The sequence below is a fragment of the Streptomyces sp. AMJ-169 genome (assembly GCF_055597585.1).
Window position 1 is genome coordinate 99,496 of the sequence record NZ_JBVLTJ010000003.1, and the last position, 17,556, is coordinate 117,051.

Here is a 17,556-nt window from a genome sequence, read left to right on the forward strand (position 1 = left end):
GAGAAGCCTCCAAGGAGCCTGCGGCATGGGATACGCGGACCAGCTCTTCGATCTCACCGGCCGGACCGTCCTGATCACCGGCGCCAGCAGGGGCCTCGGCCGCGCGATGGCCCTGGGCGCGGCCCGCTGCGGCGCCAACTTAGTTATTGCCAGCCGCCGTTACGAGGCCTGCGCGAAGGTCTGCGCGGAACTCACCGCCGAGACGGGCCGCGAGGCCCTGCCGTACGCCGTCCACGTGGGCCGCTGGGACCAGCTCCCGGGCCTGGTCGACGCCGCGTACGAGCGCTTCGGCCGGCTGGACGCGCTGGTCAACAACGCGGGGATGTCCCCGGTGTACGACGACCTCGGGGCCGTGACCGAGGAGATGTTCGACGCCGTCCTGAACCTCAACCTCAAGGGCCCGTTCCGGCTCTCGGCGCTGGCCGGTGCGCGGATGGCGGCGGCCGGGGGCGGCGCGATCGTCAACGTCAGCTCGACGGGCTCGGTCCGGCCCCGGCCGGCGATCCTCCCGTACGCGGCGGCGAAGGCGGGCCTCAACTCCCTTACGGAGGGCCTCGCGCACGCCTTCGGCCCCGGGGTCCGCGTCAACACCCTGATGTGCGGCCCCTTCGCGACCTGGGCGACCCGCGCCTGGCAGGACGACCCCGGTCGACTCGCCGAGGGCGTAAGGCCGCACGCGCTGCGGCGGATCGGGGCGCCGGAGGAGGTGGTCGGGGCGGCGCTCTATCTGCTGTCGGACGCGTCGTCGTACACGAGTGGGGCGACGTTGCGGGTGGACGGGGGGATGCCGTAAGGGAGTTGGAGTGGGCCCGACTCTCAGACGAAGTCCCCATGTTCACCGAGGCGGGGCGCCGCCCGGTACTCCGGCTCCCATCCATCGACCCGGAACGGACTCCCCACCATTCCCGTCCCTCCCGCGTCCACCACCATCTCCGGCGCCCGCGCGAGCGCTTCGGGCAGGGTGCGTACGGCCGCCGCCGGCACCCGGAGCGGACGCAGCCGCGCCTCCCACCTCTCGGCGGTGTCGGCGGCCAGCGCCTTCGTCACCGCGCCGATCAACTCCTCGCGCCGGGACGCCCGTTCGGCCATCGTGGCGTACCCCTCGATGCCTGCCTCCGCCGCGAAGGCGTGCCAGAAGCCGTCGTGGGTGATGAACAGCGCCAAGTGACCGTCCGCCGTGGGGAAGAGCTGGGCCGGGACGTAATAGGAGTGGGCGCCGCCGAGTCTGCGGGGCGCGGTGCCGTCGGCGAGCCAGGCCGCCGCGTGGTAGTTCAGCTGAGAGAGCATCACATCTCTTAAGGAGACCTCGATTTGACCTCCTCTGCCCGAGACGACCTGGGCCAGCAGTCCCAACGCGGCTGCCAGGCCTGCCGAGTTGTCGGCCGAGGAGTAGCCGGGCAGCAGGGGCGGCCCGTCCGGTGCGCCGGTGAGCGCGGCGATGCCGGTGGCCGCCTGGACGACGTAGTCGAAGGCCGGGGTGTCCCCGGCGGCCATCCCCCAGCCGGTGAGCAGCACGCACACCAGCCGCTCGTTGTACGGCTTCAGCGCCTCGTACGTCAGGCCGTAGCGGCGTACGGCCGAGGGTTTGAGGTTGACCAGCAACGCGTCGCTTTCGCCCACGAGTTGGTGGAGCCGGTCCTGTCCTGCGGGGGTCGTCAGGTCGAGGCGGACCGAGCGTTTGCCCCGGTTGAGGGCGGCGAAGTAGGCGCCGGAGACCTGGCGGGAGAGGTCGCCGCCGGGGGGTTCGACCTTGGTGACGCGGGCGCCGAGGTCGGCGAGGAGCATGGTGGCGTAGGGGCCGGCGAGGATGTGGCCCACTTCCAGGATGCGGAGGGCTGCGAGCGGGCCGTCGCCGGTCAGTGAACTCCCGCCGCTCAGCTGGGCGTTCGCGCTCTGTGGGCCGTCGCTCATCGCAGGTCCGCCGCGATCGCCGCGACCGCGTCCCGGGTCCGCAGCTTGGACGCGACGAGTTCGTCCCGTCCGCCGCCGATCGGCAGCAGCCGTACGGACAGGTCGGTCGCGCCGGCGTCGGCGAAGCTCCGGAAGCGTGCCGCGATGGCCTCCTCGTCGCCGGCCGCGCACAGGTCACCGACGTCACGCGCGTCGCCGTGTGCCAGCAGCCGCTGGTAGTTGGGCGACACCTCGGCCTCCCCGAGGATGCGGTTGGCGCGCTCCCGGGCGGCGTCCACCTCGCTCTTCGCGCACAGGCAGACGGGGATGCCCGCGACGACTCGCGGCGCCGAACGCCCGGCCGCCTCCGCCGACTTGGTGATGAGGGGGACGACATGTTCGGCGACCGCTCGTTCGTCCGCCATCCACAGGATCGTCCCGTCGGTCAGCTCCCCGGCGATCCGCAGCATCACGGGGCCGAGCGCGGCCAGCAGGACGGGCAGCGGGGTGTCGGGGGCGAGGGTGAGGGGGTTGTGGACGTGGAAGAAGTCGTTGTCGACGTCCACCGAACCCGCCCCGCCCAGCGCCGAGTTGAGGACGTCGAGATAGGCGCGGGTGTACGCGGCGGGCCGCTCGTACGGCAGGCCGAGCATGTCGCGCACGATCCAGTGGTGGGAGGCGCCGACGCCCAGGGCGAGCCGGCCGCCCGTCACCGCGTGCGCCGAAATGGCCTGTCTGGCGAGGGAGATGGGGTGCTGGGCGTGGACCGGGACGACGGCCGAGCCCAGTTCGATGCGTGAAGTGGCCTGTCCCATCAGGGAGATGGCGGTGAGGGCGTCGAAGTCGGTGGGGACCTGCGGCACCCACACCGTGTCGAAGCCCGCCGCCTCCGCCCAGCGGGCGTCCTCGGCCATCCGCGCCGCCTTGTGCCCGGCGCCGCCCCGCTCGGGTCCGCTCATCACTCCGACTCGCATGGCTGTCCTCCCGTGAGCGCGCGGATGTCCGCGACGATGTCGTCCAACGAGGTCCCCGTCGGATACACGCCCGCCGCCCCGGCGGCGCGCAGCTTCGTGACGTCCCCGGCGGGGATGGTCCCGCCGACCACGACCGGGATGTCCGCGCCCCCGGCTTCCCGCAGCGCCGCCAACGTCCTTTGCGTCAGGGTCAGATGGGCCCCGGAGAGGATGGAGAGGCCGACGAGCGCGACGTCCTCCTGTACGGCGGTGGCGGCGATGTCGGCGACGCGGTGGCGGATGCCGGTGAAGACGACCTCGAAGCCGGCGTCGCGCAGGCCGCGGGCGACGAGTTTGGCGCCCCGGTCGTGGCCGTCGAGTCCGGGTTTGGCGACGAGAACCCTTACTGGCAAGCCTTCCTGACGTTCCGTCTGCTGGCGTCCCATGTACTGATGATCCATCAGAACACCACCGGCTGCCGGAACTCGCCCCACACCTCGCGCAGCGCCCCCGCCATCTCCCCCACCGTGCAGTAGGCGTTGGCGCAGTCAACGAGCGGCCCCATGAGGTTGCCGTCCCCTTCGGCCGTCCGCCGCAACTCCGCGAGCTGGGCCCGTACTTGGCCGCCGTCCCGCTCCGCCTTCACCCGCGCGAGCCGCTTCAGCTGCCGTTCGCGGCCGTCGGCGTCGAGTTCGTAGGTGGCGAGGTCGGGCGGCGGTTCGTCGACGACGTGCCGGTTGACGCCGACGACGGGCCGCTGCCCGGACGCGACCGCCTGGTGCAGCCGCCACGACTCCTCGGCGATGAGCCGCTGGACATGGCCGTCCTCGATGCAGCGCACCATCCCGCCGCGCGCCTCCAGATCGGCCATGACGTGCTCGACGCGTTCTTCGGTGGCGTCGGTGAGCGCTTCCACGAAGTACGAACCGCCCAGCGGATCCGCCACTTTGGCCGCGCCGGTCTCCTCGGCGAGGATCTGCTGGGTGCGCAGGGCGAGCGTCGCCGACTCCTCGCTGGGCAGGGCGAACGGCTCGTCCCAGGCGGCGGTGAACATCGACTGCGTGCCGCCGAGCACGGAGGCCAGCGCCTCGTAGGCGACCCGTACGGTGTTGTTGCGGGCCTGCGGCGCGTACAGCGAGGCTCCGCCCGCGACGCAGCCGAAGCGGAACATGCAGGCTTTGTCGGTGCGCGCCCCGAACCGCTCCCGCACGATGGTCGCCCAACGCCTGCGCCCGGCCCGGTACTTGGCGATCTCCTCGAAGAACTCGCCGTGGGTGTAGAAGAAGAAGGAGATCTGCGGCGCGAACTGATCGATCGTCATGCGTCCGCGTTCCAGGACGGTTTCGCAGTAGGTCACGCCGTCGGCGAGGGTGAACGCCATCTCCTGCACGGCGGTGGCGCCCGCGTCGCGGAAGTGGGCGCCGGCGACGGAGATCGCGTTGAACCGGGGGACCTCGGCGGCGCAGAACTCGACGGTGTCGGCGATGAGCCGCAGCGACGGTCCGGGCGGCCAGATCCAAGTGCCCCTGGACGCGTACTCCTTGAGGATGTCGTTCTGGATGGTCCCGGTGAGCCGCGCGCGCGGGATGCCGCGTTTCTCGGCGGCGGCGACGTAGAGCGCGAGCAGGATCGCGGCGGTGCCGTTGATGGTGAAGCTGGTGCTGATCCGGTCCAACGGGATGGCGTCGAAGAGGAGTTCGGCGTCGGCGAGGGTGTCGACGGCGACGCCGACGCGGCCGGTCTCGTCGGTGTACTCGGGGTCGTCGGAGTCGTAGCCGCACTGGGTGGGCAGGTCGAGGGCGACGGACAGGCCGGTGCCGCCCTGGCCGAGGAGGTAGCGGTAGCGGCGGTTGGACTCCTCGGGGGTGCCGAAGCCGGAGTACTGGCGCAGGGTCCAGGTGCGGCCCCGGTAGCCGGTGGGGTAATTGCCGCGTGTGAAGGGGAAGTTGCCGGGGTCGGGCGGTTCGGCGGCGCGGTCGCCGGGGCCGTAGACCGCTCGGAGCGGGATGCCGGACGGGGTCTCGGTCATGTGAGCCGGTCCTTCAGCACCTTGCCGGTGGCGGTGAGCGGCAGTTCGGTGCGGAACTCGACGTACCGGGGGACTTTGAAGCCGGCCATGCGCTCGCGCGCCCACGCGATCAGCGCGGCCTCGGTGACGTCGGCGCGCGGGACGACGTACGCCTTGCCGACCTCGCCCAGGCGCGGGTCGGGGACGCCGACGACGGCGACCTGGGCGACGGCCGGGTGTCTGAGGAGGAAGCCCTCGATCTCGGCGGGGTAGGCGTTGAAGCCGCCGACGACGAACATGTCCTTCTTGCGGCCGACGATCCGCAGCCGCCCGTCCGCGTCCAGCGTGCCCAAGTCGCCGGTGTGCAGCCAGCCTTGGGGGTCGATGGTGTCGGCGGTGGCCTGGGGGTCGTCGAGGTAGCCGAGCATCACGGGGTAGCCGCGGACGAGGACCTCGCCGTCGGGGGCGACGCGTACGTCGACGCCGGCGCAGGGGCGGCCGACGGTGGTGGCGATCGCGTCGTAGGGGTCGCCGGGGCGGGAGGCGGTGACGGTGCCGGCCTCGGTGAGGCCGTAGCCGGTCATCAGGTGGGTGAAGGGGAGTTCGGTGGTGATGCGGCGGACCAGTTCGACGGGGATGTCGGCGGAGCCGGTGACCGCGACCCGCAGCGAGCTCAAGTCCCTTGTGCCGCGCACCTCCAGGAGGGAGTGGTAGAGGGTCGGCGGGCCGGGCAGAACGGTGACGCGTTCGCGTTCGATCAGCTCCATGACCCGGTCCGGGTCGAAGACGGCGACGGGGAGCATGGTCGCGCCCCGGACGAGGGCGGCGACGATACCGGCCTTGAGCCCGAAGATGTGGAAGAACGGGTTGACCATCAAGTAGCGGTCACCCGGCCGGAGTTGGGCGAGGTCGCACCACTCGGTGTAGAGGCGGACGGTCTGGGCGTGGGTCGTCATGACGCCCTTGGGCCGGCCGGTCGTGCCGGAGGTGAAGATGATGTCGGCCAAGTCGTCGCCGTCGACGGCTCGTTCGAGCGGCGGCCCGGACCCGAGGAAGCCGCTCTTCTTCACATCGACGACCGGGACACCGGGCGGTCCCGTGAACTCCCTTTCCAGGAAGCCGTCTTGGACGAGCAGCAGCTTGGCGCGGCTGCGGACGACGATGTCGTGGGCCTCCTCTGCGCGCAGGCGGGTGCTGACCGGGACGAGGACGCCGCCGGCGGTGAGGAGGCCGAGGGCGGCGGCGATCCACTCGGCGGAGTTGGGCGCCCACAGCGCGACCCGGTCACCGGGGCCGATCCCCGCCGCCGCGAACGCCCCTGCGGTGCACCGGACTTGACCGGCGAGGTCGGTGAAGGTCAGCCGCGTGGCACCGTCGACGACGGCTTCCATGGGGCCGTGCTGTTCGGCGGCGCGGCGCAGGAGTGCGGGGATGCTGCGGGCGCCGGTCATGTGGCGATCAGGCGGGCGAGGTTGCCGCCCATGACCTTGGCCTTGTCGTCCTCGGTGAGTTTGACGAGGTGGTCGACGTAGGTGATGGGGTCCGAAAGTCCTTCCGGATGGGGGTAGTCGGAGCCGAAGAGGACGCGTTCGATGCCGATGAGGTCGCCGAGGGCGGCCATGTCCTCCTCCCAGAAGGGGCTGATGTGGATGGCGCGTTTGAAGACCTCGACCGGGTCCTCCTGGAACTCGTGCGGCATCTTCTTGTGCACGTCGGCGAGGCGGCCGAGGAGCGGTTCGACCCAGGAGGCGCCGTTCTCGATGACGGCGACCTTGAGTCCGGGGAAGCGGGAGAGCGCGCCGTGGCAGATCAGCGAGCTGACCGCGTCCTCGATCGGCCGCCACTCGTTGACCTGCCGGAACGCGTTCGGCTTGAACGGCAGGAACTCCCGTCGGCTACCCTCCCAGTCGCCCGCGTAGTGCGCGTAGCCGCTGTCGGAGGAGTGGAAGGCGACGAGGACGCCGGTCTCGACGACGCGTTTCCAGAAGGGGTCGAACTCGGGCAGCGCGAAGGAGCGGGTGCCGCCGAAGCCGGGGACGGGCGCGGGCCGGATCAGGATCACGCGGGCGCCGCGCTCGACGGCCCAATTCAGCTCCGCTATCGCCTTGTTGACGATGGGCAGGGTGATGACGGGGACGGTGAAGATGCGGTCCTTGTAGGCGAAGCCCCAGGTCTCGTGGAGCCATTGGTTGAGGGCGTGGATGACCGCGTGGATCAACTCCGGGTCGTCCTTCATGCGTTCCTCGATGAGGCTCGCCAACGTGGGGAACATCAGGCTGCGTTGGATGCCGAGGTCGTCCATCAGGGCCAGGCGCGGGGCGGGTTCGCGGAAGGCGGGGATCGCGCGCATGGGCTCGCCGAAGATCTCCCGGCGGGTCTTGCCGCTCGGGTTGCCGACCTTGAAGTACTCCTCCATGGCGCCGGGGCGGGCGACGACGTCGAAGGTGGGGTTGGGGATGTACTCGCTGATCTGCCCCCGGATCGCGATCTTCGTACGGCCGCGGACGGTGACGTACTCGATGGCGCCGTCGTACTCCTTCGGGAGGTGGCGGGTGAGCGCGTCCCGTGTCTCGTAGAGGTGGTTGTCCGCGTCGAAGAGCGGATAGGCGAGTGCACGTGAGGGCATGAGATTCTCCTTCACCGATTGAGAGAATCGTATTCTCACAGAGTGCCTGCCGCAATCTGCTCGCGGAGGACGAACTTCTGCACCTTGCCGCTCGGGGTGCGCGGGAGCTCGGCGACGGCATGGACCGTCTCGGGCCACTTCTGCCGTGCCAGGCCCGCGCGTTCGCAGTGCAGCCGCAGCGCGGCGAGGGACGGCGCGGGCCGGCCGGGGCGCATCCGCAGCACGGCCGCCGCGCGTTCGCCGTACCGCGCGTCGGGCGCCCCGACCACCGCCGCCTCGGCCACGCCGGGCAGCCCCAGCAGGACCTCCTCGACCTCCAGGGCGCCGATGTTCTCGCCGGCCCGGATGATGACGTCCGCCTTGCGGCCGGTGACGGTCAGATATCCGGCGGCGTCGAGCGCGCCGAGGTCTCCGGTGCGGTACCAGCCGTCGGCGTCGAAGGCGGTCCGGGTCAGCTCCGGGTCGGTGTAGCCGAGGCACAGGTCGGGGCCCCGGGTGAGGATCTCGCCGTCGGTGGCGAGCCTCAACTCGACGCCGGGCAGGGGGAGTCCGTCGGTGTGCAGCCGCTTGGCGGCCGGGCCGTCGTACGGGGTGCAGGTCACGGAAGGGTGCTCGGTCGAGCCGTAGGCGCGAAACACCCTTATGCCTAAGGCCTCCAGACGGGTCGTCACGGCGGACGGCACCGAAGCGCCGCCCAGGCCCGCGTACTTGAGGCGTTCGATGTGCTCCGGTGTGCAGTCAGGGTGGTCGAGCAGGCTGGTCATGTAGTACGTCGCCCCGCCGCCGACCGCCAGCCCCTCGTCCCGGATCAGCGCGAGCGCCTGGGCCGGGTTCCAGGTGTCGCCGAGGTGGACGGGGGTGGCGTCGAGGACGGGGATGAGGAAGGCGTTGACCATGCCGATGAAGTGCCCGACCGGCGCGACGGTGAACTGCCGCCCCCGGTCCGGCGGATAGCTCGCCGCGAGCTGCCGCGTCTCATGGCCGAGGGTGCGGTGGCTGTGGATCACGCCCTTGGGGTCGCGGGTCGTACCGGAGGTGAAGGCGATCAGCGCGGGAGCACCCGGGTCGACGGGGAGCGGCGCCGGCAGCGGATCAGCGGCGAGGAGACCGTCGAAGTCCCTTCCTACGACGCCCACTACGGGCACATCAGCGCTCAACTCCGGGTCGAACTCCAGGCGTCCGAAGCGATCCGGGGCGAAGAAGGCTTTGGGGCGGGTGACTTGGAGGATGTAGCGGACCTCTTTGGGGCCGTAGAAGTGCACGATCGGTACGACGACCGCGCCGAGCAGCGCCGAGGCCCAGAAGACGGCCGCCGCCTCCATCCAGTTGGGCAGCTGCATGGCGATCACGTCGCCGGGGCCGACCCCCCGCTGCCGCAGCCCGGCGGCCAGGCGGCGCGCGGTGCGCTCGACGTCGGCGAACGTGCCTCGCCAGGGCCGGACTTGGGAGTGGACGCGGAACTCGACGGGACCGGCTTTGGCGAGGCCCGCGGTGAGCAGGTCGCCCAGGGTCTCGCCGGTCCACCAGCAGGCGGACTCGTAGCGGGCGGTGAGTCCGGGCGGGAGGGGGCGCGGGGTGTGCCGGGGAATCATCGTCATGACGGCTCCTGATGTAGGAGAATTGCACTCTCCCATGAGGAGAAGGTAAGTTCCATACATGGCACGCGACCACGGCTTCCACCCCGTGCGGATCACCCGGATCGCCGACGAGACATCGGACGTGCGCACCTTCACCCTCGACGCCGAATTCCCCTACCGCGCGGGCCAGTTCCTCACCTTCCAGGCCTGCGGCACCCTGCGCAGCTACTCCATGTCCAGCTCCCCCGACACCGACGCCGAGCTGTCCGTGACCGTGAAGCGGGTGCCGGGCGGGCTGGTGTCGGGGTGGATGCACAGCGAGCTGAGACCCGGGGACACACTCCACGCCACCCGCCCGGCGGGAGCGTTCTGCCTCCAAGAGGACGGCTCCGGACGGCCGTTGATCGCGTTCGCGGGCGGCAGCGGGATCACCCCGGTGTTCTCCCTGGTGAAGAGCGCGCTGGCGGCAACTCCCCGACGGGTCAGGTTATTGACGGCTCATCAGACCAAGCAGGCGGCCATCTTCGAGGACGCCCTGACGGAACTGGCCGTACGGCACCCTCAACGGCTGGACGTACAGCGGCACTTCGACGAGCGGGACGGGCTGGTCACCGAGGGCGAGGTGCGGGAGCTGGCGGATGCGGGGGCGGACTGCTACGTCTGCGGACCCGAGCCGTTCATGGAGCTGGTGGAGCGGACGCTTCTCGCGTGGGGGGTGCCGGGTGAGCGGATCCTCGTCGAACGGTTCGCCTCGACGCCCACACCCGAACTTACGGCGCCCGGCCCGACTCCCGACCCTATGGCACCCGGCCCGACGCCCAACCTTGTGGCGCCCGCCCCGTCGCCGAACACCGCTCCCCCACCCGGCGGATCCGTCACCGTCGACCTGCGCGGCACCCGCCGCACCGTCCCCCGCCGCCCCGGCGAAACCCTCCTCCAGAGTGCCCGCCGCGCCGGTTTCACACCCCCTTTCTCCTGCGAGTCCGGCGACTGCGCGACCTGCATGGCGCGGCTGACGGCAGGCGAGGCGACGATGCGGGTGAACAACGCGCTGGACGCCGACGAGATGGCCGAGGGTTGGGTGCTGACCTGCCAGGCCGAACCCGCCACCCCCGATGTGACCGTGCTGTACGAGGACTGAACTGGAGCCGCGCATGGTCGAGTTGGAGCTGGAAGACGGACTCGCCGTCCTCACGATCGACCGCCCGCACGCCCGCAACGCCCTCGATCCCGCGACCATGGGCGAGTTGGAGAAGGCCCTGGACGCGGCCGAGGGCGCGCGGGCTCTGGCGCTGACCGGGGCGGGCGACCGGGCGTTCGTGTCGGGCGGCGACCTCAAGGAGCTGGCCCGGCTGCGGACCGTGCCGGAGGCGTCCCAAATGGCCCTGCGGATGCGGGCGTTGTGCGACCGGATCGCCGGGTTCCCGGGTCCGGTGCTGGCCGCGCTGAACGGGGCCGCACTGGGCGGCGGCGCCGAGGTCGCCGTGGCCGCCGACATCAGGGTCGCCGCCGACGACGTACGCATCGGCTTCACGCAGACGGCGCTGGCGATCGTGCCGGCCTGGGGTGGTGCCGAAAGGTTGGCGCAACTCGTCGGGGCGGGGCGGGCGTTGCTGCTCGCGGGGACGGGGCGGGTGGTGAGTGCCGGGGAGGCCAGTGGGATGGGTCTGGTGGACGTGGTGCTGCCGCGTGCGGAATTCGCCCACGGGTGGCGGGAGTTGGGGCGGGCGCTGGCCACTCCTCAAGCCGGTGAGGTCAAACGGCTTGTGCGGGAAGGGCGTTCGGCTCAGGAGGCCGCCGCCGCGTTCGCCCGGCTGTGGGTGGCGGAGGAACACTGGGAAGCGGTGGAGCGGACGCGGTCCGGATCGGCATCGACGAGGAGGTCCGATGGTGAGTGAAGTCCGGGTCCTGGAAGGGCCGTTCGGGCCGGAGGTGCACACGGAGGGTGGTCCTTCCGGTCGTACGCTGCTGTATCTGCACGGTGACCAGCGGCTCGGCGGCACCCCGCAGGACGCGCTGCCGACGGCGCGTGAACTGGCGCGGCGGACCGGGCAGTCGGTGGTGTGCGCCCGCTATCGGCCCCGGTATCCGCGCGCGTCGGACGATGTCCGCGCGGCGTGGGAGCACTGTCACGCGCGGGGTCCGGTGGCCGTCGTGGGGAAGCGGCTCGGCGGGACGCTGGCCGCCGCGCTGCTGCTGCGGCTGCGGGACGAGGACGCGCCGCCGCCCGCCTGCGCCGTACTGACCTCGCCGCTCCTCGACTTCACGCTGGACGCGCCGAGTCTGCTGTTCAACGCGGCGGCGGACCGTACGGTCGACCCCGATACCCTGCGCATCCGCGCCGCCGCCTACGTCGGCCTCGCCGCGCCGGACGACCCCGCGCTCAGCCCCCTGCACGCCAACCTCCACGGCCTGCCGCCGCTCCAACTCCACTCCTCCGGAACGGAGTTGCTGCTCGACGACACCCTGTCGTTCGCGACCCGCGCCGCGCACTCCGGGGTCGCGGTGGACGTGCGGATCTACGAGGACGCGTCCGCGCAGGGGCTGCGCCAGCTGACGGCGACGGTGGATTTCCTGCGGCTGTGGTGCGGGCGGTTCAGTCCGGCGGGAGGGTGAACGCACCGGGCTGATCGACGCCGACTCCAACGCCGGATGCCGGCGCCCTTGTCACCGGGGGCGCCGACATCCTCGTATCCCTCAAGTCCCCCTGTTCTCAAGCCCCGTCGTCCCGGTACACCCGCCCGCCCTTCATCACGAACCCGACCTTCCTGATCACCGAGATGTCCGCGAGCGGATCGCCAGGCACGGCGATGAGGTCCGCGAGGAGGCCGGGAGCGAGGCGCCCCCGGTCGTCGGCGTCGATCAGTTCGGCCGCGACGGTCGTCGCGGCGCGCAGCGCGTCCAGGGGCCGCATCCCCTTCTCGACCAGGGCGGACAGCTCCAGATAGCCGCGCCCGTGCGGGATCGCGGGAGCGTCCGTGCCGAGGGCGACGCGTACGCCCCGGCGGATCGCGCGGGCGGTGGACTCGCGGGCGCGGGGGAAGACCTCGGCGGCCTTGGCACGCAGCGCGGGGTCGGCGTGGGCGGTGTCCATCTGCTCGGTGAGAGAGGTGGTCGCGACGAGGAACGTGCCGCGTTCCACCATGAGTTGGAGGGTTTCGTCGCTCGCGAGGAAGCCGTGCTCGATGCAGTCGACGCCCGCTTCGACGGCGGCGCGGATCGCACGGTCGCCCATGCAGTGGGCGGCGACCTTGACGCCCGCGCGGTGCGCCTCGTCGCAGGCGGCGCGCAACTCCTCGTCGGAGTACTGCTGCGCGCCCGCCGGACCGGTGTGCGACATCACGCCGTTGGAGGCGCAGAGCTTGATCACCCTTGCCCCGTACTTGAGTTGGTACCGCACGGCCTTGCGGACCTCGGCGACGCCGTTCGCGATGCCCTCCTCCACGCTGAGCGGCAGCACACCGGGCGCGAGGGCCTGGAACATCGTCGGGTCGAGGTGCCCGCCGGTCGGCGCGATCGCGTGCCCGGCAGGGACGATCCGGGGCCCGTCGACCCACCCGAGGTCGACGGCCTTCTTCAGCGCGACGTCGAGCAGCACCCCGCCGGTCTGCACGAAGAGGCCCAGGTTGCGTACGGTCGTGTAGCCCCGGTGCAGGGTGCGGCGGGCGTTGGCGACCGCGCGCAGGGTGCGCACCGCCGGGTCCTCCTGGACCGGGATGAGCGGGCTGCGGTGGTCGGGGCCGCCGAGGAAGAGGTTGACCTCCATGTCCATCAGGCCGGGCAGGAGGGTGACGTCTCCGAGGTCGCGGATGACGGTGTGTTCGGGGAGGCGGGCGGGTTCGCCGACCTCGGTGATGCGCTCGCCGGTCACCAACAGGGCGGCGGGGCCGGTGAGTTCGCCTTTGTCGAGGTCGAGGAGGCGGGCGGCGCGCAGCAGGACCGGCGGGGTCTCGGAGGTCGCGGAGTTCTTTCCGACGCCCGGCATCAGACGGCCGGTTCGACGACGGCGTCGATCGCGGAGGGCCCGCTGTCCGGCACCCTCGGCTGCCCCCACGCCTCGACCGGGAAAGCGACGGTGATCAGTGAACAGAACGTCCACAGAAGGTGTTTGTCCTCGTCGCCGATGCCGTCGAGGGACACCTGTTCCAGATAGGCGGTGCCTTGTTCGAGGAGCGGGAACGCCACGTCGTAGAAGGCCTGGAGTTCTTCCATGGTGCTGGCGATCCGTTTGGCGTAGCGGGCTTTCTCGCCCGGCAGCGCCCAGCCGGCGAAGGGTTCCAGCGCGGCGAAGTCGGCGGGGAACACTCGGCTCATCTGTAGGCCTCCTCTCAGGACGCGGTGGACGGCTGCTTGGCGTGGGTGTCGACGAACTTCCGTACGGTGGCGTGGAGATGGCGCAGCAGGACCTCCTGGTCGCAGAGCGGGAAGGCGTCCAGGGTGCGGGTCTCCAGCATGGTCTGGGTGGCTTCGAGGGTGTTGCCGTCCTGGAGGCCGTACTCCTTGAACGAGACGACGGCCAGCTCCTGTTGGAGGCGCTGGAAGGCGTTCTCGGGGGGCACGAAGTAGCAAGTGCCCTCGAAGATGTGGGTGTTGTGGGACGTCGGCCAGTAGTGGTAGGTGAGGACCCAGTTGGGGCGCCAGACCAGCAGCATGAAGTTGGGGAAGAAGACGAAGGAGTCCATGCCCCAGACCTTGCTGCGGGTCGGGTTGAGGGCCGGGGGCAGCTGTTCGGTGGTGAGGCCGATGTCGGGGGCCGCCCAGGGTCCGAACAGGCCGCTGCGCAGGGCGCGTTCGATGGGTTTGACCATGGCCCGCTGCTTCGGCGGGGCGATGCCGCCCCAGGAGGAGACCATGCTGTGGGGGCCGTCGATGTCGTAGGCGAGGGCCTCGTACCCGTACTTCTTTATCTTCGCGGCCTCTTCGGAGACGTACTGTCCGGAGTGCAGGATCGGCGCGTGGTAGAACTCGGCGAACGCGTCGATGAAGAGCTTCCAGTTGCTGCCGATCTCGGCGCGGTACTTGTGGACCTGGGTGAGTTTGTGGAAGGGGTAGCCTTCCAGCCCCTCCCCGAAGCGGCCCAAGTAGGTACGTAGGGAAGTGGTGTTGTCGGGGTCGAGGTTGACGAAGACGAACCCTTCCCAGACCTCGGTCTGGACGCCGAGCAGTCCGTAGCGCTCCTTGTCGACGCCGAAGAACTCCGACTCCTGCTGGATGAAGGTCAGTCTGCCTTCGAGGTCGTAACGCCAGGCGTGGTACTTGCAGGTGAACGCGCGGCAGTTGCCCTTGGTCTCCTCACCCGGATAGTCGTCCCACACCAGCTTGTTGCCCCGGTGCCGGCAGACGTTGTGGAAGGCGCGTACGACGCCGTCGGTGCCGCGCACCACGATCAGCGAGGTGCCGGCCGCGTCCAGCTCGCGGGTGAAGTAGGAGCCTTTGCGCGGGAGTTGTTCCACCCGGCCGACGTTGAGCCAGGTCTTGCGGAAGACCGCCTCGCGTTCGCGCTCGTAGTACTCCGGGGAGATCGAGTCCGCGTACGAGACCGGCTCCGTGTCCAGTGCGAAGTGTTCGGTCCAGCTGCCCTCTTGCGGCTTCGGGAAGTGCGCCATGAATCGGAACCTCCGGTCGGTCGACACCGCCACGGTAACAGGGATATCTTTTTTTGAGAATGCCATTTCCGCAAGGCCGTTCCGGCCCCTTGAGGAGGTCTCCTTGGCGCGCTACGACCACTGGATCGACGGCCGCCCGGCAGCCCCGCACAGCGCGGCCTGGCTGCCCGGCCTCGACCCGACGACCCGCGCGCCCGGCGACGAGACCGCCGCCGGCACCGCCCCCGACATCGCGCGGGCCGTCGGGGCGGCCGAACGCGCCTGGCCCGCCTGGGCGGCCCGCTCCCCCGCCGAACGCGGCGCGGTCCTGCACAAGATCGCCGGGGCGATCGAGGCCGACGCACCCGAGCTGACCCGCCTGGAGCGCGCCTGCACCGGCAAGACCGACGCCCAACTCCGCCTGGAGATCGGCATGTCGGCCGAGTACTTCCGCTACTACGCGGGCGTGGTGCGCGCCGCCGGACAGGGCCGGGTCATCGAACAGGGCGCGGACGCCCACACGTACACCCGCCACGAGCCGTACGGCGTCGTCGGTGTGATCACCCCCTGGAACCTCCCCCTCAACCAGGCCTGCCGCGCCCTCGCCCCCGCGCTGGCCATGGGCAACGCGACGGTGGTGAAGCCCTCGGAGTTCACCTCCGCCTCGACGCTGCGACTCGCCCGGTTGGCGACCCAAGTCGGCCTGCCCGACGGGCTGTTGAACGTCGTCACCGGCACCGGACCCGAGGCGGGCGCGGCGCTCGCCGCCCATGCCGGCGTGCGGCGGCTGGCGTTCACCGGTTCGACCGCCACGGGCCGACGGCTCGCGGCCGTCGCGGCCGGCCGGCTGATCCCGCTCACCCTCGAACTCGGCGGTAGATCACCCCTGTTGGTGTTCGCCGACGCCGACCTGGACGGCGCGTGTGCGGCGGCCGTCGCCGCGCTGGCCGCCAACTCCGGCCAGGTCTGCTCGGCGACGGCCCGGGTGCTGATCGAGGAGTCCGTGCACGACGAGGTGGTCCGGCGCATCGTGGCCGCCGTGGAGAAACTCCAACCCGGCGTGGACTTCGGGCCGTTGATCACCGAGGCGCAGTACGAGAAGGTGCTGGGCTTCCTCGCGGCCGCCGGGGCCCCCGCGACCGGCGGCGGCCCGTACACCGAAGGCCCGCCCGCCCAGGGCCTGTTCGTCCGCCCGGCCGTCTACCCGCGCGCCGACCCGGCGAGCCGCCTCGCCAGGGAGGAGATCTTCGGCCCGGTCCTGGTGACACTGCCCTTCGCGGACGAGGCGGAGGCCCTGCGGCTGGCGAACGACACCGAGTACGGGCTGGTGGCCGCCGTCTGGAGCGGCGACCTGACCCGGGGCCTGCGCCTCGCCGAACGCCTCCAGGCCGGCCAAGTCTCCGTCAACGGCGGCCCGTTGACCGTCGAGACCCCGTTCGGCGGCTACCGAGGCAGCGGCTACGGCCGCGAGAAAGGGCTGGCCGCGCTGGCGGAGTACGCCCAGCTCAAAACCGTCAGCGTCGGCCTGCGGCCCGCCGACTCCCAGTGAAGGAGCCCCAGATGTACGACGCCGAGTGGCAGCGCGCCGCGCGCGCCGTCCGCCGTGAAGTGATCGGCGACGACGGGGACGGACCGGGCCCCGACGGCTACCGGGACTACGTCACCGCGCTCGCCTGGGGTGTCTGGGCGCGCGGCGGCCCCCTCTCCCCGCGCGACCGCAGCCTCCTGGTGCTCGCGATGACCGCGGCGACCGGCCGCACCGACGCCCTGCGCACCCACCTCGAAGCGGCGCCCCGCGCGGGCGTGACCGACGCCGAGATCGACGAACTCCTCTTCCAGCTCACCGCGTACTGCGGGGCGCCGGCGGGGACGGCCGCGCTCGCGGTGGTGCGGGAGGTACGGGCGGGGCGGGACGTATGAGCGGACCGGTGGGCATCGGCCCCGACGGCAAGGAGACCATCGTATGAACGCCCTCAAGCCCCACCCCGGCAGGCCCGTCATCGGCTTCATCGGACTCGGCAACATGGGCGGCCCCCTCGCCGCCAACCTCGTCCGCTCCGGCTTCACCCTCCTCGCCCACGACAGCTCCGGTCCCGCCCGCACTCCCCTGGGCGCCGGCTGGGCGCCGGACCCGGAGGCGGTCGCGCGCGGCGCCGACGTCGTCGTACTCAGTCTCCCGGACGCGGCGGCGGTCACGGACGTCGTGCGGCGGCTCGCGGGGGTGCGGGGGCGGCGGGTGACGCATGTCGTGGACACCTCGACGGTGGGGGTGACGGCCGCGCGGGCGCTGGGGGCGGGGCCGCTGGGGTATGTCGACGCGCCGGTCTCCGGTGGTCCGGCGGGGGCCCGCAAGCGGACGTTAATGGTCATGTACGCGGGCGCGGACGCCGATTGCGCGCGGGTCGGGCCGGTGCTGGCGGGGCTCAGTGACCGGCGGCGGCGCGTGGGCGAGCGGCCCGGGCAGGCGCAGGCCCTGAAGCTCGCCAACAACTTCCTCTCCGCGACCGCGCTGGCCGCGACCAGTGAGGCCGTCGCCTTCGGGCGGGCGGCCGGGCTCGATCCGGCGGTGATGCTGGAGGTCCTGAACGCCTCCAGCGGGCGCAGCGGGGCGAGCGCCGACAAGTTCCCGGACGAGATCCTGTCGGGGCGGTACGCCTCCGGGTTCAGCAACACGTTGATGGCCAAGGACGTCGGGCTCTATCTGGACGAGGTGGCCGGTCTGGGGACGGCGGCGGCCGTCGCGGCGGTCACCCGGGCGCTGTGGGAGGCGTTCGCGGCGGCCGAGCCGGGGGCCGACTTCACTCGGGTGTATCCGTTCACGGCGGGGGCGTAAGGGTCTTCGGCGGGGGTGAGGGAGCGGCGGCGCCCAAGCGGGCGCCGCCGCGATTCGCTTCAGCGGCTCATCGAGCCGTGCTCA

17 protein-coding genes are annotated in these 17,556 nt (G+C 71.6%); 7 read left to right on the plus strand and 10 right to left on the minus strand.

Going from position 1 to position 17,556, the window contains the following annotated elements; genetic code table 11:
• Positions 1 to 25: 25 nt before the first annotated feature.
• Complete coding sequence (locus ACYUD3_RS08770; protein ID WP_470966302.1) at positions 26 to 793, plus strand: SDR family NAD(P)-dependent oxidoreductase; 768 nt, start codon at positions 26 to 28, stop codon at positions 791 to 793.
• 23 nt (positions 794 to 816) lie between these two features.
• On the opposite strand, the gene ACYUD3_RS08775 is transcribed toward ACYUD3_RS08770, so the two are convergent.
• From ACYUD3_RS08775 to ACYUD3_RS08805, 7 genes are read right to left on the minus strand one after another with little or no spacing between them, the layout of a single operon-like run.
• Positions 817 to 1,911, minus strand: coding sequence for a CaiB/BaiF CoA transferase family protein (locus ACYUD3_RS08775; RefSeq protein WP_470966304.1), 1,095 nt, complete (start codon positions 1,909 to 1,911; stop codon positions 817 to 819).
• Positions 1,908 to 2,864 (minus strand): TIGR03564 family F420-dependent LLM class oxidoreductase, encoded by a 957-nt coding sequence (locus ACYUD3_RS08780; RefSeq protein ID WP_470966307.1) that lies wholly within the window; start codon positions 2,862 to 2,864, stop codon positions 1,908 to 1,910. The genes ACYUD3_RS08775 and ACYUD3_RS08780 overlap by 4 nt, the downstream gene beginning before the upstream one ends.
• Entirely contained in the window at positions 2,849 to 3,289 is a 441-nt protein-coding gene (locus tag ACYUD3_RS08785) for a cobalamin B12-binding domain-containing protein (RefSeq protein WP_470966310.1), read from the minus strand. Before ACYUD3_RS08785 ends, ACYUD3_RS08780 begins: the two co-directional genes overlap by 16 nt.
• Positions 3,290 to 3,303: 14 nt before the next feature.
• Positions 3,304 to 4,872, minus strand: a complete 1,569-nt coding sequence (locus ACYUD3_RS08790; protein ID WP_470966312.1) for a methylmalonyl-CoA mutase family protein — start codon at positions 4,870 to 4,872, stop codon at positions 3,304 to 3,306.
• Positions 4,869 to 6,302 carry a FadD3 family acyl-CoA ligase gene (locus ACYUD3_RS08795; protein ID WP_470966315.1) on the minus strand — a complete coding sequence of 478 codons (1,434 nt, stop codon included), beginning with the start codon at positions 6,300 to 6,302 and terminating at the stop codon, positions 4,869 to 4,871. The genes ACYUD3_RS08790 and ACYUD3_RS08795 overlap by 4 nt, the downstream gene beginning before the upstream one ends.
• Positions 6,299 to 7,477 (minus strand): amidohydrolase family protein, encoded by a 1,179-nt coding sequence (locus ACYUD3_RS08800; protein WP_470966318.1) that lies wholly within the window; start codon positions 7,475 to 7,477, stop codon positions 6,299 to 6,301. The genes ACYUD3_RS08795 and ACYUD3_RS08800 overlap by 4 nt, the downstream gene beginning before the upstream one ends.
• Positions 7,478 to 7,512: 35 nt before the next feature.
• Positions 7,513 to 9,075, minus strand: coding sequence for an AMP-binding protein (locus tag ACYUD3_RS08805; protein WP_470966320.1), 1,563 nt, complete (start codon positions 9,073 to 9,075; stop codon positions 7,513 to 7,515).
• A gap of 58 nt (positions 9,076 to 9,133) precedes the next feature.
• On the opposite strand from ACYUD3_RS08805, the gene ACYUD3_RS08810 reads away from it, so the two are divergent.
• From ACYUD3_RS08810 to ACYUD3_RS08820, 3 genes are read left to right on the plus strand one after another with little or no spacing between them, the layout of a single operon-like run.
• Positions 9,134 to 10,195: a 2Fe-2S iron-sulfur cluster-binding protein gene (locus tag ACYUD3_RS08810; protein ID WP_470966323.1), complete on the plus strand. Its 1,062-nt coding sequence runs from the start codon at positions 9,134 to 9,136 to the stop codon at positions 10,193 to 10,195.
• A 13-nt stretch (positions 10,196 to 10,208) separates the two neighbouring features.
• Positions 10,209 to 10,952, plus strand: a complete 744-nt coding sequence (locus ACYUD3_RS08815; RefSeq protein WP_470966326.1) for an enoyl-CoA hydratase/isomerase family protein — start codon at positions 10,209 to 10,211, stop codon at positions 10,950 to 10,952.
• Positions 10,942 to 11,670 carry an alpha/beta hydrolase fold domain-containing protein gene (locus ACYUD3_RS08820; RefSeq protein ID WP_470966329.1) on the plus strand — a complete coding sequence of 243 codons (729 nt, stop codon included), beginning with the start codon at positions 10,942 to 10,944 and terminating at the stop codon, positions 11,668 to 11,670. The genes ACYUD3_RS08815 and ACYUD3_RS08820 overlap by 11 nt, the downstream gene beginning before the upstream one ends.
• A gap of 97 nt (positions 11,671 to 11,767) precedes the next feature.
• Here the strand turns inward: ACYUD3_RS08820 and ACYUD3_RS08825 are convergent, their stop codons facing one another.
• From ACYUD3_RS08825 to ACYUD3_RS08835, 3 genes are read right to left on the minus strand one after another with little or no spacing between them, the layout of a single operon-like run.
• A complete protein-coding gene (locus tag ACYUD3_RS08825; protein WP_470966331.1) occupies positions 11,768 to 13,039 on the minus strand; it encodes a metal-dependent hydrolase family protein in 1,272 nt (423 codons plus the stop codon).
• Complete coding sequence (locus ACYUD3_RS08830; protein WP_470966334.1) at positions 13,039 to 13,368, minus strand: hypothetical protein; 330 nt, start codon at positions 13,366 to 13,368, stop codon at positions 13,039 to 13,041. Before ACYUD3_RS08830 ends, ACYUD3_RS08825 begins: the two co-directional genes overlap by 1 nt.
• A gap of 14 nt (positions 13,369 to 13,382) precedes the next feature.
• A complete protein-coding gene (locus ACYUD3_RS08835; protein WP_470966336.1) occupies positions 13,383 to 14,660 on the minus strand; it encodes an aromatic ring-hydroxylating oxygenase subunit alpha in 1,278 nt (425 codons plus the stop codon).
• A gap of 103 nt (positions 14,661 to 14,763) precedes the next feature.
• Between ACYUD3_RS08835 and ACYUD3_RS08840 the strand changes: the two genes are divergently transcribed.
• Genes ACYUD3_RS08840 through ACYUD3_RS08850 form a run of 3 tightly spaced genes read left to right on the plus strand, consistent with a single transcriptional unit; the run spans position 14,764 to position 17,472 of the window.
• Entirely contained in the window at positions 14,764 to 16,188 is a 1,425-nt protein-coding gene (locus ACYUD3_RS08840) for an aldehyde dehydrogenase family protein (RefSeq protein WP_470966339.1), read from the plus strand.
• Between the two features lie 11 nt (positions 16,189 to 16,199).
• Positions 16,200 to 16,559 (plus strand): carboxymuconolactone decarboxylase family protein, encoded by a 360-nt coding sequence (locus tag ACYUD3_RS08845; RefSeq protein WP_470966342.1) that lies wholly within the window; start codon positions 16,200 to 16,202, stop codon positions 16,557 to 16,559.
• A 43-nt stretch (positions 16,560 to 16,602) separates the two neighbouring features.
• Positions 16,603 to 17,472, plus strand: coding sequence for an NAD(P)-dependent oxidoreductase (locus ACYUD3_RS08850; RefSeq protein ID WP_470966344.1), 870 nt, complete (start codon positions 16,603 to 16,605; stop codon positions 17,470 to 17,472).
• Positions 17,473 to 17,556 lie beyond the last annotated feature (84 nt).